The 14,722-nt window shown below is 38.2% G+C and carries 11 protein-coding genes; 9 read left to right on the top strand and 2 right to left on the bottom strand.

Annotated features, from left to right (window positions below):
• The first annotated feature begins 12 nt into the window (after window positions 1-12).
• The 3 genes from H7U17_RS19290 to H7U17_RS19280 all read left to right on the top strand — a co-directional run bounded on the left by H7U17_RS19290 (window position 13) and on the right by H7U17_RS19280 (window position 3,762).
• Complete coding sequence (locus H7U17_RS19290; protein WP_186758490.1) at window positions 13-1,428, top strand: SusD/RagB family nutrient-binding outer membrane lipoprotein; 1,416 nt, start codon at window positions 13-15, stop codon at window positions 1,426-1,428.
• 75 nt (window positions 1,429-1,503) lie between these two features.
• On the top strand, window positions 1,504-2,799 hold the full coding sequence (locus tag H7U17_RS19285) for a D-alanyl-D-alanine carboxypeptidase (protein ID WP_186758489.1): 1,296 nt from the start codon (window positions 1,504-1,506) through the stop codon (window positions 2,797-2,799).
• 45 nt (window positions 2,800-2,844) lie between these two features.
• Entirely contained in the window at window positions 2,845-3,762 is a 918-nt protein-coding gene (locus H7U17_RS19280; RefSeq protein WP_186758488.1) for a serine hydrolase, read from the top strand.
• A gap of 15 nt (window positions 3,763-3,777) precedes the next feature.
• Here the strand turns inward: H7U17_RS19280 and H7U17_RS19275 are convergent, their stop codons facing one another.
• The gene (locus tag H7U17_RS19275; protein ID WP_186758487.1) at window positions 3,778-4,350 is read right to left on the bottom strand and encodes a TlpA family protein disulfide reductase; all 573 of its coding nucleotides are present in this window, start codon (window positions 4,348-4,350) and stop codon (window positions 3,778-3,780) included.
• A gap of 230 nt (window positions 4,351-4,580) precedes the next feature.
• Here H7U17_RS19275 and H7U17_RS19270 point away from each other — a divergent pair, with 230 nt between their 5' ends.
• Window positions 4,581-6,839 (top strand): Tex family protein, encoded by a 2,259-nt coding sequence (locus tag H7U17_RS19270; protein ID WP_186758486.1) that lies wholly within the window; start codon window positions 4,581-4,583, stop codon window positions 6,837-6,839.
• A 39-nt stretch (window positions 6,840-6,878) separates the two neighbouring features.
• Here the strand turns inward: H7U17_RS19270 and H7U17_RS19265 are convergent, their stop codons facing one another.
• Complete coding sequence (locus H7U17_RS19265; protein WP_186758485.1) at window positions 6,879-9,206, bottom strand: outer membrane beta-barrel family protein; 2,328 nt, start codon at window positions 9,204-9,206, stop codon at window positions 6,879-6,881.
• A gap of 277 nt (window positions 9,207-9,483) precedes the next feature.
• On the opposite strand from H7U17_RS19265, the gene H7U17_RS19260 reads away from it, so the two are divergent.
• The 5 genes from H7U17_RS19260 (at window position 9,484) to H7U17_RS19240 (ending at window position 14,492) form a co-directional block, all read left to right on the top strand.
• Window positions 9,484-9,741 (top strand): hypothetical protein, encoded by a 258-nt coding sequence (locus tag H7U17_RS19260; RefSeq protein ID WP_186758484.1) that lies wholly within the window; start codon window positions 9,484-9,486, stop codon window positions 9,739-9,741.
• 11 nt (window positions 9,742-9,752) lie between these two features.
• Window positions 9,753-10,520 (top strand): XRE family transcriptional regulator, encoded by a 768-nt coding sequence (locus H7U17_RS19255; RefSeq protein ID WP_186758483.1) that lies wholly within the window; start codon window positions 9,753-9,755, stop codon window positions 10,518-10,520.
• Window positions 10,521-11,752: 1,232 nt separating this feature from the next.
• The gene (locus H7U17_RS19250; protein ID WP_186758482.1) at window positions 11,753-13,099 is read left to right on the top strand and encodes a Gfo/Idh/MocA family protein; all 1,347 of its coding nucleotides are present in this window, start codon (window positions 11,753-11,755) and stop codon (window positions 13,097-13,099) included.
• A gap of 11 nt (window positions 13,100-13,110) precedes the next feature.
• The gene (locus H7U17_RS19245) at window positions 13,111-13,881 is read left to right on the top strand and encodes a 3-keto-disaccharide hydrolase (protein WP_186758481.1); all 771 of its coding nucleotides are present in this window, start codon (window positions 13,111-13,113) and stop codon (window positions 13,879-13,881) included.
• Between the two features lie 2 nt (window positions 13,882-13,883).
• Window positions 13,884-14,492, top strand: a complete 609-nt coding sequence (locus H7U17_RS19240; RefSeq protein ID WP_186758480.1) for a 3-keto-disaccharide hydrolase — start codon at window positions 13,884-13,886, stop codon at window positions 14,490-14,492.
• The last annotated feature ends 230 nt before the right edge of the window (window positions 14,493-14,722 follow it).

Raw genomic sequence — 14,722 nt, 5'->3', positions numbered from 1 at the left:
ATGACAGGAATTATGAAATTTAGCTATAAATTAAAATCTATACTTGGAGCTGTTTTAGTACTTCTTGCCAGCTCATGCGAGGATTATTTAGATGTAAATGAAAATCCAAATAATCCCCAGGATGCTCCTATATCAGGACTGATGACAAATGTGACCTATCAATCTGCCCTGAATGTATTTGCAGTAGGTGATATTACATCGAATTATGTTCAATATTTGGCTTCTCCCAATCCAGCAAGTTCATCTGATACTATGGAACCCGTAAGTTATAGTGGAACTTGGTTTGATCTCTATAATGTGATGACGGATTTATATGTGATGATAGGCAAGGCAGAGGAGTCTGGAGCAGGGCATTATTTAGGCGCTTCGCAAATTTTGATGGCCTTGAATTTAGGGATGGCTGTTGATATTTTTGGTGATATTCCATTTTCAGAAAGTTTTAGTTTTGAAACGGTGACACCTGTTTATGACAGTGATGAGCAATTATATGGTAGCGTGATAGATTATCTGGATGAAGGAATTCAAAATCTTCAGGGCGAAACTACTATTTCTATTGGCGCAGATGATTTTATCTATAATGGGGATATAGATAAATGGATGGCCTTCGCATATATGCTGAAGTCAAGGTATATGATTCATATGAAAGGAGGTGCTGGTTATAATGCAAGTGAGGTATTAACAGCTGTGGACAATGCTTTTCAGTCAAATGCTGATAATGCGCAGGTTTTCTTTTTTGAACAAAGCTTTAACCCCTGGGCTGATGTAGCCATAGATAATGCCAATCTGTTTTTGGGAGGCTGGATTTCCGAGCAGTTTATTCAGGCTTTGGATGGAACTTCTTACCCAACCGTTGACCCTAGGTTAAAATTGATGGTGGGAACAACAGATGATGGCGAGTTTATAGGTACGGTAAATGGAGCAGGTAGGGGGAATGCGCCTGAGCAGGGAGCAAGATCTACATTAGTGGAAGACCAGTACTATACCACGATTACTTCTCCTTTGCTGATAGGTACATTTGCTGAGCAAAAGTTTATTGAGGCAGAGGCAGCTTTTGATACAGATAAGGGAAGGGCCTATCAGGCATATTTGGACGGAATTACAGCTCATATGACCATGCTGAGTGTTCCGCAGGTCGAAATGGACGCTTATATGGCTGATCCAAGTGTTAGTATGGGAGTAGGAGCATTTACCATGGCAGATATTTTCAAGGAAAAATATGTGGCCTTATTTCTCCATCCTGAAACCTGGAATGATGCCAGAAGATTTGATTATGCCTATCGGAATATGAGCGTGCCTGAAAATTTGAATCCTGATTTGAATGGACAGTTTATCCGAAGATTGGCTTATCCTGACAGTGAAAAAAGTAGAAATGGAAATAATGTGCCTGATGTAAGTCTGCTGGATAGAATTTTCTGGGACGCTAATTAATTATTTATTAATCCATTGATAAAAAATCTCCTGTGGCATGCAGGAGATTTTTATTTATACCATAATTTAGTTTCTATGAGGAATATACTTATTGCGGTTATTATTTTTTGTACTTCATGTACAGTGCACCAAGTCAAGAAATCTGTAAGGGATTCGGAAGTCTTTGATCAGGGGTATACTGGATTTATGCTATATGATCCTGCTAAGGATAAGGTGCTTTATGCAATGAATGAGGACAAGTATTTTACGCCAGCATCAAATACCAAAATGTTTACTTTCTATGCTGCCTATAAGATTTTGGGAGAGCAAGTGAATAGTTTGAATTATTTGACCAGCGGGGATTCTTTGGTGTTTTGGGGTACGGGAGATCCTTCTTTATTGCATCCTGATTTTAAAGATAATTCAGTACTAAGTCTTTTAGGTGGGACTGATAAAAAGCTGTTCATGGCCAATAATTTTGATGAGGTAACCGCTTACGGTTCTGGGTGGTCATGGAATTGGTACAACTATTATTATGGTCCAGAAAGGTCTGCAATGCCCATATATGGGAATATCATTCGTTTTATGAAAGCCACTGAGGAAAAAGAAATGGCTTATACTCCTGGTTTTTTTACCCCGCATATCATAGAGAACGGAGCCTTGCCGGCCCGGGATTATAGTATTGTTCGGGATAGGTACAGAAATGAATTCAGCTTTAACTTGAAAAACAGGATGGCGGAATTTGAAACTGATAAGCCGTTTATGACTTCCCCTGAGCTAGCTGCTGAAATGTTGGGGGATACGCTGAATAAAAATATTCACTTAATTGACTATTCTCCATTTAAGGATCGGCCACATGAAAAGTTAAAGGGGATTGCAGTCGATTCCCTATATAAGCAGATGCTGAAGATCAGTGATAATTTCCTGGCCGAACAATTGATGGTCTTGGTCTCTGATGAACTTTTTGATTCATTGGATATGGGAGAGGCTATTGATTATGTGAAAAAGGAATATTTGATGGATTTGCCTGATGCACCCCAGTGGGTGGATGGTTCTGGGCTTTCCAGTCATAATAAGTTTACACCTAGGAGCATTATCAAACTTTTGGAAAAGATCAGGGCAGAGATTCCAGAGGATAAAATATATGCCTATTTTCCGTCAGGAGGAGAGTCAGGTACGATAAGGTCTTGGTATAAGTCTGATGATGAAAATCCCTATGTTTATGCTAAGACGGGAACATTGAGCGGGGTACATTGTCTTAGTGGCTATTTACTGACCAAAAGTGGTAAGACGCTTTATTTTAGCTTTATGCACAATAATTACCTGATCAGTTCCAGTGAGCTTAAAAAAGAAATGGAAAAGATCCTGTATCATATACATTCGAAATATTAATATCACAATTAATCATTTAATTTCAACTGCCAAATTTCAAAGATCATGACAAAATTGTTACCCTTAATTTTCATCTTTTTATTGACCATCATTTCCTGCAATGGCCCAAAAGAAGAGAAAAGTGATATAGAGGATTTGAAAATGCTAAAAAGGAGTGTTCAAGATTCTTTGAATGCTGTTCAAGGGGATTTTGCAGTAGCCTTTAGGATGGTAGGAAATGATTCTATAAGCTTGTTCATCAATGAAAAGACTGACTTTCATGCTGCAAGTACTATGAAAACTCCAGTTATGATTGAGCTTTATAAGCAGGTAGAAAGTGGAGCTATAAGTTTGGATGATTCAGTAATGGTGATCAATGAATTTAAAAGTATTGTGGACGGAAGTCCTTTCAGTATGGATATCTCTGTAGATAGTCAGGAGGGGCTTTATGGGCAAATTGGTCAAAGAACCACTTATAGGAATCTCAATTATGAGATGATTACCAAGAGCAGCAATTTGGCGACAAATATTTTGATTGATCATTTGGATGCAAAAAAAGTCAATCAATCCATGCGTGATTTGGGAGCAATGGATATTCAGGTGCTGAGGGGGGTAGAGGATTTGAAAGCCTATGAGCAGGGGATGAGCAATACAACCACTGCTTATGATTTAATGTTGATCATGGAGGCCATTGCAAAAGGGGAGGCAGTGAGTCAAGAAGCCAGTTTGGAAATGATAAAGGTGTTGGAAGATCAGCATTTCAAGGAGCTAATTCCTGCCAAATTACCTAAAGATGTGATAGTAGCTCATAAAACGGGTTCCATTACAGGGGTAAGGCATGATTCTGGAATTGTTATGTTACCTGATGGAAGAGAATATATTTTAGTGTTATTATCAAAAAATATGGAAAATCCGGACCAAGGCGTTGCAGCCATGGCCGAAGTTTCCAAAATGATATATGATTATATGAGTAGCTTGGATTAAAATCTACCAAGTTGTTTATAGACTTAAAAGAAAGTTTCTGAATTCTTCGTTATCAAAATTGCTCATGCCTTCGTGACGGAAAACCATTTTTCCTTCTGGGCTTATCACCATGGTAGTTGGAATTGACTCGTGTTTAAAGGAACTATTGAGACCATAACTGGCATGTACCACAGGAAAATTGAAAGACTTGTCCTCAATGAATTTTTTTGCTTTTTCTATTTCTTGGTCAAGACTAACCATTAAAAAGGCAATATTTTTTTCATCTTTTAATTTTTCATGAAGGGAGGCTATATGTGGCATTTCTGCCCTACAGGGAGGGCACCAGGTAGCCCAAAGGTTGATAAATACTGTTTTGCCGCGAAGAGATTCCATATTTACAGGATTACCATTTAGATCTTTGAATTGGGCGGCATAGTTAAAATCCTGGATCAGTTTTTCCTCCTTGTCCACATTTGGGGTGAACAAGCCGGTGGACAGCACTACAGACTGAATTTTTCCTATTACAGGAGTATGCCAGTTCATCAAGTAAAGAAATCCAAATACTCCTAGAATGATGGCCCAGCTTTTTATTTCTTTTTTCCAATTCATAAATAATCGATCATAATTCCAATGTCCTTAAGCAGCAAAGGTAAGCTTAAAGAAATTGATAGTTTTAAATAGTTGAAAATCCTCTTTCTCGATTTCAGTGGTAAAGTTATATTTTGATTTACAATCCCTTAGTGATAAGCATCACAATAAAACCAATTTCCGTTCAGAAAACTGTACGATAAACTTTAAATTGCAGGCATTAAACAGGACATTTATTTATCCAATTATATATGAATATCAATCATTATCTAAAGATAGCCGAAGAGCTTAATATCAAACACAAGCAAGTGTCTGATACCATTGAATTGTTGGACGAGGGGGCTACGGTACCGTTTATTTCCAGGTACCGAAAGGAAGTAACCGGTTCCTTGGATGAGGTGCAGGTAGCAGCCATCAGGGATAGGGTACAACAACTTCGTGACTTAGATAAAAGGAGAGAGGCTATCCTGAAATCCATCAAGGAGCAGGAAAAACTAACTCCTGAATTGGAGGAAAAGATCAATGCAGCAGAAACCATGTCAGCCTTGGAAGATCTTTACCTTCCATATAAGCCAAAGAGAAGAACCAAAGCTACCATTGCCAAGGAAAAGGGATTGGAGCCATTGGCGACAAAGGTTTTCGAACAGGAGTCAATTGATTTGGAAGGTGAGGCCAGTGCCTATATAGATGAAGAAAAAGAGGTGGCCAATGTGGAGGAAGCCTTGCAGGGAGCCCGTGATATCATTGCCGAATGGGTGAATGAGAATGCAGAGTTGAGAAAGAAAATGCGTGATCTTTTCATCAATGAAGGGCAATTTGTTTCCAAAGTGATCCCCGGAAAGGAAAACGAAGCGATCAAGTATAAAGATTATTTTGATTGGGCAGAACCGATCAAAACAGCTCCTTCCCATAGGGTGCTGGCCATGAGAAGAGGTGAAAAGGAATTATTCTTAATGTTGGATTCTTCTCCTGAAGAATTCGATGCATTGGCGTTAATGGAGAAAATGGTGGTTACAGCTAATAACACCAGTGCTGAGCAAGTGAAGTTGGCCATTAAAGACTGCTATAAGCGTTTGATGAAGCCTTCCATGGAAACTGAGGTTCGCCTGTTTACAAAGAAAAAAGCAGATGAAGAGGCGATCAAGGTATTCACTGAGAACCTTCGTCAGTTACTGCTAGGGGCTCCTTTGGGAGAGAAGTCAGTGATGGCGATTGATCCTGGTTTTAGAACTGGATGTAAATTAGTGTGTTTAGGTCCCCAAGGGCAGTTGTTGCATTATGATGCTATTTTCCCTCATGAGCCACAAAGAAAAGTGGCTGAATCTGGGGCATTGGTAAAGCATTTGGTTGAAAAGCATCAAGTCCAAGCTATTGCTATTGGAAATGGCACTGCAGGAAGAGAGACCGAGCAGTTTATCAAGTCTTTAGGACTTCCAAATCATGTGTTAGTGGTAATGGTAAATGAAAGCGGTGCTTCTATTTATTCTGCCTCAGAAGTGGCGAGGGATGAATTCCCAGATCATGATCTAACTGTAAGAGGAGCGGTTTCTATTGGTAGAAGGTTAATGGATCCATTGGCTGAGTTGGTGAAAATTGATCCAAAGTCTATAGGTGTTGGGCAATATCAACATGATGTAGATCAAAACGCCTTGAAGAATTCACTAGATGATACCGTGATGAGTTGTGTAAATGGCGTAGGTGTGGAGGTCAACACAGCATCAAAGCAGTTATTGACTTATGTGTCGGGCCTTGGTCCTTCATTGGCCCAAAATATTGTGAATTATAGGAATGAAAATGGACCTTTCAAGAGCCGAGAGGAGATCAAAAAGGTACCTAGGTTAGGGGATAAAGCTTATGAGCAGGCAGCTGGTTTCTTGAGAATCCGTAATGCAGAAAATCCTTTGGACAGAAGCGCCGTTCACCCAGAGAGATATGAATTGGTCAGTAAAATGGCTGCAGATATAGGTGCTAATCTGAGTGACTTGATCAATAACGGCGACTTACGTTCAAAAGTAAACTTAAAAAATTATGTAACTGATACGGTTGGTTTACCAACGCTTCAGGATATTATTGATGAATTGGCTAAGCCAGGAAGGGATCCAAGGGAAACTTTTGAGGTATTTAGTTTCCAAGAGGGGGTAAATGAGATGAAGGACCTTAAGGTTGGTATGAAGCTTCCTGGTATTATTACCAATATCACCAATTTTGGTGCTTTTGTGGATGTTGGAGTCCATCAGGATGGATTGGTGCATTTGAGTCATTTGGCTGACCGTTATGTTTCTGATCCCAATGAGGTGGTTACAGTAAACCAGAAAGTGGAAGTAACTGTAGTGGAGATTGACCTGAACAGAAAACGTATTGGTTTGAGTATGAAATCTGATCCTTTTGCCGAAAGAGGAAAAAGTAAATCTGGCGGAGGAAACAGAGAGAGAAGAAGGGAGCGTGAAAAAGAGCCGGAAGGGGATTTGGCAGCTAAATTGGCTATGCTCAAAGGTAAATTCGGAAAGTAAAACAAATAAAAGCCGGTCAAAAATGACCGGCTTTTATATTTAAAAATTATACCTGGCACTGATTAATAAGATCCTACTTTCCCAATTGTTTCTAAATTCTTGGTAAAACTGATTTGATCGATTGTAGCCTCCAAAATTAGAGGTGTTGAAAATATCCCTAACACTCATAGAAAGACTGCCTTTTTCCTCAAAGAAATTTTTTAGCAGTGTGGCATCTACACTATAGCGGGCATAATCCCTTCCTTGAGCTTCAACTTCAGGTGATTCATAGTCTCCTACCAGTTGAAGGTTTAAACCATAGGGCAATTTAAAACTAGTAGTGATTTTGGATACAAGCATAAAACCATCACTAACAAATTCTTCCCCGATATTGGAACCGTCGACTTTGCTGTAATATGCTGAAACACTTCCATTGACATTCCACCATTCTGTGATATCAGCTATACCTATAAATTCGATTCCGTAAGCTTCTCCAGAATTTAAGTTCTCAGGCTGCATATATGAAATACCATCTTCAATGACAGTGATATAATCCAAGACACCATTGGTGTGTCTATAGAACATATTGGTAGTAAGACTGGAGTTTTCGAAATTGACCATATGTCCAATTTCAAACGAATCAATCATTTCAGGTTCTAAGTCAGGATTTCCTCTTCGGACGCTGAGGGAGTCGGTGATATCTGGGAAAGGGTTTAATCTCCAAGCTGTTGGTCGATCAATTCGGCGACTATAGGTGAATTTAAAAGAGTTTTTATCATCCAGTTTATATAAGGTTTGAATACTAGGAAAGAGGTTGAGGTAGTCCTGCTTATTCAGTTCGTTTGTATTATATAATAATCCCTCTACATGTGTATGCTCAGCCCTAGTGCCTAGGGTATAGTCAAATTTCTCTGAGCTTCTTGCATATATAAAATAGGCTGCCTGTATTCTATCCTTGTAGAGGAAGTGATTACTCACATCAGGATTTTCCACAAAGTCATTTTCACTTTCTGAGAACTCATAAAACTTATAGTCATTGTCAAATTTTCTAAAAGTTGATTTAAGTCCCATTTCCAGTTTCACCTTATCGTTGATTGGATGAACATAATCAGCTTGAGCCACTGTTGTATATCGTTTTTCATCTGTTAGGGCCATTTGTCTCCCATTGAGATTTTCAGGAATGGCTTCTGAAGCGTCTCTGTAGATGTCTATATTTTGAGTTTTATACTGGTTTTGGTAAGAATTATTTACACTGACCTTGAATTCTCTATTTTTATCCTCAAAAGTCCTTTCATAGATTAAAGCATTGTCATAGCCATCATCTGCTTCCGATTCATTGTTTTTTCTAATGTATTCCAATATTGGATCTCCTGAAAGCTTATCAGTCAATTCAGAGTATAAGGTTCTTTTATCATAATCATCACCAGTGAAATAAACCCCTTGATAGCTTAAGGAATTTTTGCCAAAATAATAATCAGCCCCGTAATTAAGATTGTGGTTTATACGCTTATTACTGGATTGTGTATTTTGATTAAGCAATTCATTGTCTTCATAGATTTCCCTGAAAACAGACCGGTTACTTACGCCTTTCCAGTTTCGATAATTATAGCCTGCGTAAACATTAAGTTTGGCAGTTGTATGGTTGATTCTAGCGCCTGTATTGAAGCGATTTCTGGTTCCATAGGTGATTTCAGCTCCTCCGTGTGTTCCCATGCTTTCTCCCTTTTTCAGGATGATATTGATCACACCGCCCTCTGCTTCTGCATCATATCTTGCGTTGGGGTTATTGATGATTTTCACTTGATCTATGGCGCTAGCGGGAATTTGGTCCAAGTTTTTGGTCAGAGAGGAGTTTCTGCCATTGATGAGTACATTGGTGGCGGAGCTTCCCCTGAGTGAAATTGATCCATCTTCAGATACACTTACCGAAGGTGTATTTCTAAGAAGGTCCAATAAGGTGCCACCAATATTCGCCAAGTTGTTTTCGGGCGTAATGACGATTCCTTCTACATCAGTTCGCATGGGGATTGAGCTCGATTTAACGACCACCTCATTTAATTGCTGGTTTTCAGATACAAGCGTTATTTCTCCCAAATCCTTGTTTGATTGGAGATCTAAGCCATCCAGAATTTTATCTTCAAAACCAATTAGGAATATCTTAACATCATAATTCCCCTTTTCGGTTGCCAGCTGGAAGTGGCCATTTTCATCAGATTGGGTATGGGTAATGTTATTATCCGTGCCTGCTTCAAATAGCGCCACTTGAGCAAAGAGCAATGGTTCTTCGCTGTTTTGATCCACAATTCTTCCTTTAAGGCTCACTTGCGCCTGTGTGGCCAAAGTAATTGCAAAAAGTAAAATTGTAAAAATTGATTTAGATAGGTTCATTAGGTTCTTTGGTTTATAGTATATCAACTGATATAGACCTAATAGTGTTGGGTTTAAATCGGGATTTTAGATTAATGGAAGAATAAACTGATTTTCGGCTAAATATTGTAGGGGGAGGAAGAGTGTAAAGCATTGGATCATTCATAAATACTGTGAATAAATGAAAATCTCATTTTCACGACATTTAGTGTCGTGAAAAGGTTGTTATTAATAACTGTATGTTGTTTGTTTAATAAACATATACTACTTTAGTGAAAGTAAATTAAAGCAATAGGATATGACAACTTCAGCAAAAATCAGGATTGTAAGCAAACAATTGGCTTCAGGAAATCATCAAGTGAAATTTTATGTAGATGATGAGGTACATCCAAAATACGGTTATTTGTTGGTTAGCGGTGATAGGGCAGTAGCTGATGTGGTCCAGGAGATCAGAGAAAGGATTGAGATGATGGAAAGATCAAGGATGGACCTGAATCGTTTTTCCTTCAAAAGTAACTGGAGGGATGATCATAATTTTTATCTTTACAGCGCATAATATATTAGACAATGATTTTAGGGAAAAATTTAAAATACCTTAGGAAGTCAAAGCAGATGACTCAAGAAAATCTTTCTGATCAATTGGGTATTAAACGGACAATGATTTCAGCCTATGAGGATGGAAGGTCTGAACCTAAGCTGGCTACTTTAAAACTAATAGGTGATATTTTTTCTGTTTCCCTGGATGAATTATTATACCATGATATTGAGGAGAAAGGCAGGAAGGCCACCCAGAAAAGGGAAATAAAGATTCTGACTGTATCTCTAGACCAAGAGGAAAATGAGAATATTACCATGGTTCCTCAAAAGGCATCTGCCGGTTATTTAAATGGATATGCCGATCCTGAGTATATGCAACAATTACCACAGTTCCATTTACCTAATTTGAGCAAGAATATTACTTATAGGGCTTTTGAGATAAAGGGAGATAGTATGCTTCCCTTGCCTTCTGGAACAGTGGTTATCGGAGCATATGTAGAACAACTTACACATATTAAGAGTGGTAATACTTATATATTGGTCACTGACACGGAAGGAGTTGTTTATAAAAGAGTTTTTAACTATTTAGAAGAGAATGGTAAGCTATTCTTGGTTTCTGATAACGATTTTTATAAACCCTATGAGATTCTAGGGGAGGATGTGAAAGAAGTTTGGGAGGCTAAGGCATTTATTAGCACTGATTTTCCTAATCCGAAGGACAAGTCCAAAGCAACTTCACTGGAAGATATAGCTGCCATGATTGCTGATTTGAAACAGACTATTTTACCAAGTAAATAAAGCCATTTGATATTTCAAAAGCTAGTTGTAAGTTTATGATTATAAAAGGATCTCAGGTTTGAGCTGTTAGGATCTTTTTGTTTTTTTAAAATTAATTGTGTTGAGGTATTGTTGGGAGGATTTTTCAGATTATCTAATATGATTATCCGTTATTTCACGAGTAAACTTGTTTCTCACAGCCTGTCCAGATTTATCGGGAGATTCCACAGATCTACCTGGTGGAAGACAGGTTTGCACGGAATAAAAAATCGTTTTTATGGACTTTTGTGTTCTTGCTGAAAGAATATCTTAATTACAAAAAGCTACTGGTGTCTTTGCGGATATACAGATTATCAAATATGTAAATCTGTAATTGTATCGTTAGCCAAATAAATTAACTTTTGAATGGATTAATTCAAGCATTTACAATCTAACTGTTTCTTCAGAATGCATCTATTATAGCCCATCAGTACTATTTGAACAGGTTAGGGTCGAAACCTTTTTGTTAATTGAAATCTGTTACTAGAAAGAATATCTTATCTGAATCCTAATAATTCAAATAATCAGATCATCCATTTGACTCCTTAATATTTGAGGAAAAATTGACTTATCGCGATGGTGGAAATATGGATTTTGATGATCCTTGTAAATAATAAATTGAAAGGTATGTTCCCTTTCTTTTTGAGAACTTAAGGTGTAGACTAGCCTAAGTTTCTGATAAAAGAAACACAGCTAAAACACGGGATAAACACGGCTTAACCAGGGGTTAAATACGGGTTAAAGGAGGAAGGTTAAAAATGTTACATTCATTAATGTGGACCGTTTTCACTCCATTAACTTTATTTCCCACAGCCTATTCGCCATCGGCGGAGATTCCACGGCCCTAGCTGGCGGTAGACAGGTTTAATTAATCATTTCTGTGGGATCTGCTGTTTTTTGAGAGAATATTATGAAGAGTAAAAGATATTGGTGCAATAGCGGATATACAGATTATTTAATGTTAGGCATTTAAGCGATTAAACTTATTTTATAGCTATTTTTCAAAAAATATTAATTCTTGATTAAATGACACAGCGGTTAATTTAATAAGAAGCTAATTCCACATAAATTCTAAGCACTTCTTTAAAAAAACACCTATGGTTATCACTGAATGTAACCATTGGAAAGATATATTAATAAAAAAAATAATAAAACTTCGATTATATATGTGAAAATATTATATTTATGCTTCAAGATTTTAAATAATATGTTTCATGAAGAATAATAGAAGGTTTTTTCTAAAAAAGCTGGGATTGGCAGGGGCTTCTGCAGCGGTGGCACCTATGGTTTTTGCCGAGGAAAGTAAAAATTTTGATACGATTAAGAGGCTAGGAGAGGATATTGCAGGAAAAACAATTAATGTTGCGTTGATTGGTGCAGGTGGTATGGGGACTCAAGATATGAATACTGCCCTTGAAACTCCAAATGTAAAAATGGTTGCAGTTTGTGACCTTTATCAAGGCAGGTTGGACAGTGCAAAAAAGAAATGGGGTGATCATCTTTTCACCACCATGGATTATAAGGATATTTTAAAGAGAGAAGATGTGGAGGCTGTTATTATCGGAACTCCAGATCATTGGCATAAGCAGATCAGCGTGGATGCCCTAAAAGCAGGGAAACATGTATATTGTGAAAAACCTATGGTTCATTCTGTTGAGGAAGGCCACGAGGTAATTGATGCATGGAAAAAGTCAGGCAAAGTATTCATGGTTGGTAGCCAAGGATTATCATCTTTAGGTAATGAAAAGGCCCGTGAATTGTTGGCTGCTGGTGTTATTGGTGATTTAATATATGCAGAAGGCTTCTGGGCTAGAAATTCAGCTGCTGGAGCTTGGCAGTATAATGTACCTAAAGATGGAGATGAATCAACTGTAGATTGGGACAAGTTTGTTTCCAATACCAAAAAGAGAGATTGGGATCCGTTAAGATTCTTTAGATGGAGAAACTATAGGGATTATGGTACGGGTATGTCAGGAGATTTGTTTGTTCACCTCTTCTCAAGTTTACATTTTATAACCAACTCCCTCGGTCCAACCAAGATTTCATCAATGGGAGGATTAAGGTATTGGAAGGATGGTCGTGAAGTGCCAGATGTATTATTGGGGACTTTCGATTATCCGGAGTCAGAGCAACATCCTGGTTTTAATCTTTCATTAAGGTGTAACTTCAAGGATGGTACGAGTGGTACTACCTATCTTAGAATAGTAGGAACCAAAGGTTCCATGGATGTAAAATGGGAGGAAGTAGTGGTTAAGCTTAACAGTAATGACATGGGGGATGATCCTTTTTTGGCAGCCCAGGCAAAGCTTAACGGAGATGTAGATGAGAAAAGGGCTGAAATAGTTCCGCCAAGAGAAATGGTTTATAAAGCGGAAAAGGGATATAAAGGAGCTCATTATGATCATTTTTCTAATTTCTTTGGAGCAATTAGAAATGGTGGCACGGTAGTAGAGGATCCGATTTTTGGTTTCAGGGCAGCAGCTCCAGCGCTGCTTTGTAATGATAGTTTCTTTGAAGATAAATTTATTAAATGGGATCCCGTTAATATGAAATTGGTTTAAACACAATAAATATGAAAAAGAAAACACTAAGTATTTTTGCCTTAGCAGCGATGATGTCTGCTTGTGGTGGTGGAAAAGAAGGTTCCACAGAAACCGAAGTTGTAGAAGTGGCGGCGACTGAAGAAGTTGCTGCAGTAAATTCCCTTACGGATGAAGAAAAATCTGAGGGATGGCAGTTATTGTTTGATGGAAAAAGCGCTGAGGGCTGGAGAGGCTATGCTGCTGAAGAGCTGCCTGCTGGTTGGATAATTGAAGACGAATTATTCGTTGCGCTTGGAAAAGGTGGAGATATTGGAGGAGATGTGGTGTATGGTGCTGAAGAATTTGGTGAATTTGAATTAAAATTAGAATGGAAAATTGCCGAGGGTGGTAATAGTGGGATCTTCTATCATATTGTGGATGAAGAAAAGCATGACGCACCTTATTACACAGCTCCTGAATACCAAGTGATAGATCAAATTGGATTTCCTCAAAAGTTAGAGATGTGGCAATCAATAGGTGCTGATTACGGTATGTACACCCCGGATTTTGAAGGTGCGGTGAAGCCAGCTGGAGAATGGAATACAACTAGAATTGTCTTTACAGAAGATAAGGCTGAGTATTTCTTGAATGGTAAGAAAACCGTTTCTTTTGATCCTTGGTCTGATGACTGGAAGCAAAGAAAGTCTGAAGGTAAGTGGAAAGATTACCCTGATTATGGTGAAGCAAAGTCAGGTTTTATTGGCTTGCAGGATCACGGTGCTAAAACATGGTATAAGAACATTAAAATTAGAAAACTATAAAAATGAAAAGAATTCAGCGTTATTTATTGATTATACCAATTATCGTGGCTTTAACAGCTGCTGGTGTGGTAGCTAAGAAAATTAAATTATTCAATGGTAAGGATTTATCTGGATGGACTGTTTATGGCACGGAGAAGTGGTATGTAGAGGATGGTCTTTTGATCTGTGAAAGTGGCCCGGATAAAGGATATGGCTATTTGGGTACGAATGAAGATTTCAAAGATTTTGAATTGGAATTGGAATTTAAGCAAGGTGCTGATGGAAACAGTGGTGTTTTTATCCGTTCTACAGTAGACGGAACTAAGGTGCAAGGCTGGCAGGTTGAGGTAGCTCCTCCAGGCCATGCAACTGGCGGAATCTATGAGTCATATGGTAGAGGCTGGTTAATCAAGCCAGATCCGGAAAAAGATAAAGCCTTGAAATTTGGTGAATGGAATAAAATGAAAATCCGTGTTGAAGGAGATAGAGTGATTAGCTGGTTGAATGGAACTGAAATGGTTGATTTCTCTGATGCCAAGATTGGAGAAGGAGAAGGAGGAATTTGTTTGCAGATTCATGATGGTGGCGGTATCAAAGTTGCCTGGAGAAATATTAAATTGAGAAAACTATAATATCATTTAAGCCCCGGAAACGGGGCTTATTTTTTGGTTCTATTTTTTTAATGTTGCTTTTCAGTGTTTTAGCCTAAATCGGGTTTTATTTTTGGTAAAATCCCTTGCAGCGGGGAAAACCTTTCTTACCTTTGTCATCCTGTTGGACGGACAGGGGCATTTGGGAAGAGTTTTCGAGGTGCTTGATTTGGAATAAGGTTTTGGTTTCCAGGGCTTAAAAATATTTTGAT

Origin of the sequence: Echinicola salinicaeni (assembly GCF_014280965.1) — a bacterium.
Classification (GTDB): domain Bacteria; phylum Bacteroidota; class Bacteroidia; order Cytophagales; family Cyclobacteriaceae; genus Echinicola; species Echinicola salinicaeni.
Note: the sequence above shows the minus strand (reverse complement) of the source record. Positions and strands in the feature narration are given on the sequence as shown.

What these genes read in the sequence shown, in the direction of transcription:
- H7U17_RS19290 (WP_186758490.1), top strand. Translation starts at nt 13, where the DNA reads ATGAAATTTAGCTATAAATTAAAATCTATACTTGGAGCTGTTTTAGTA.
- H7U17_RS19285 (WP_186758489.1), top strand. Translation starts at nt 1,504, where the DNA reads ATGAGGAATATACTTATTGCGGTTATTATTTTTTGTACTTCATGTACA.
- H7U17_RS19280 (WP_186758488.1), top strand. Translation starts at nt 2,845, where the DNA reads ATGACAAAATTGTTACCCTTAATTTTCATCTTTTTATTGACCATCATT.
- H7U17_RS19275 (WP_186758487.1), bottom strand. Translation starts at nt 4,350, where the DNA reads ATGAATTGGAAAAAAGAAATAAAAAGCTGGGCCATCATTCTAGGAGTA.
- H7U17_RS19270 (WP_186758486.1), top strand. Translation starts at nt 4,581, where the DNA reads ATGAATATCAATCATTATCTAAAGATAGCCGAAGAGCTTAATATCAAA.
- H7U17_RS19265 (WP_186758485.1), bottom strand. Translation starts at nt 9,206, where the DNA reads ATGAACCTATCTAAATCAATTTTTACAATTTTACTTTTTGCAATTACT.
- H7U17_RS19260 (WP_186758484.1), top strand. Translation starts at nt 9,484, where the DNA reads ATGACAACTTCAGCAAAAATCAGGATTGTAAGCAAACAATTGGCTTCA.
- H7U17_RS19255 (WP_186758483.1), top strand. Translation starts at nt 9,753, where the DNA reads ATGATTTTAGGGAAAAATTTAAAATACCTTAGGAAGTCAAAGCAGATG.
- H7U17_RS19250 (WP_186758482.1), top strand. Translation starts at nt 11,753, where the DNA reads ATGAAGAATAATAGAAGGTTTTTTCTAAAAAAGCTGGGATTGGCAGGG.
- H7U17_RS19245 (WP_186758481.1), top strand. Translation starts at nt 13,111, where the DNA reads ATGAAAAAGAAAACACTAAGTATTTTTGCCTTAGCAGCGATGATGTCT.
- H7U17_RS19240 (WP_186758480.1), top strand. Translation starts at nt 13,884, where the DNA reads ATGAAAAGAATTCAGCGTTATTTATTGATTATACCAATTATCGTGGCT.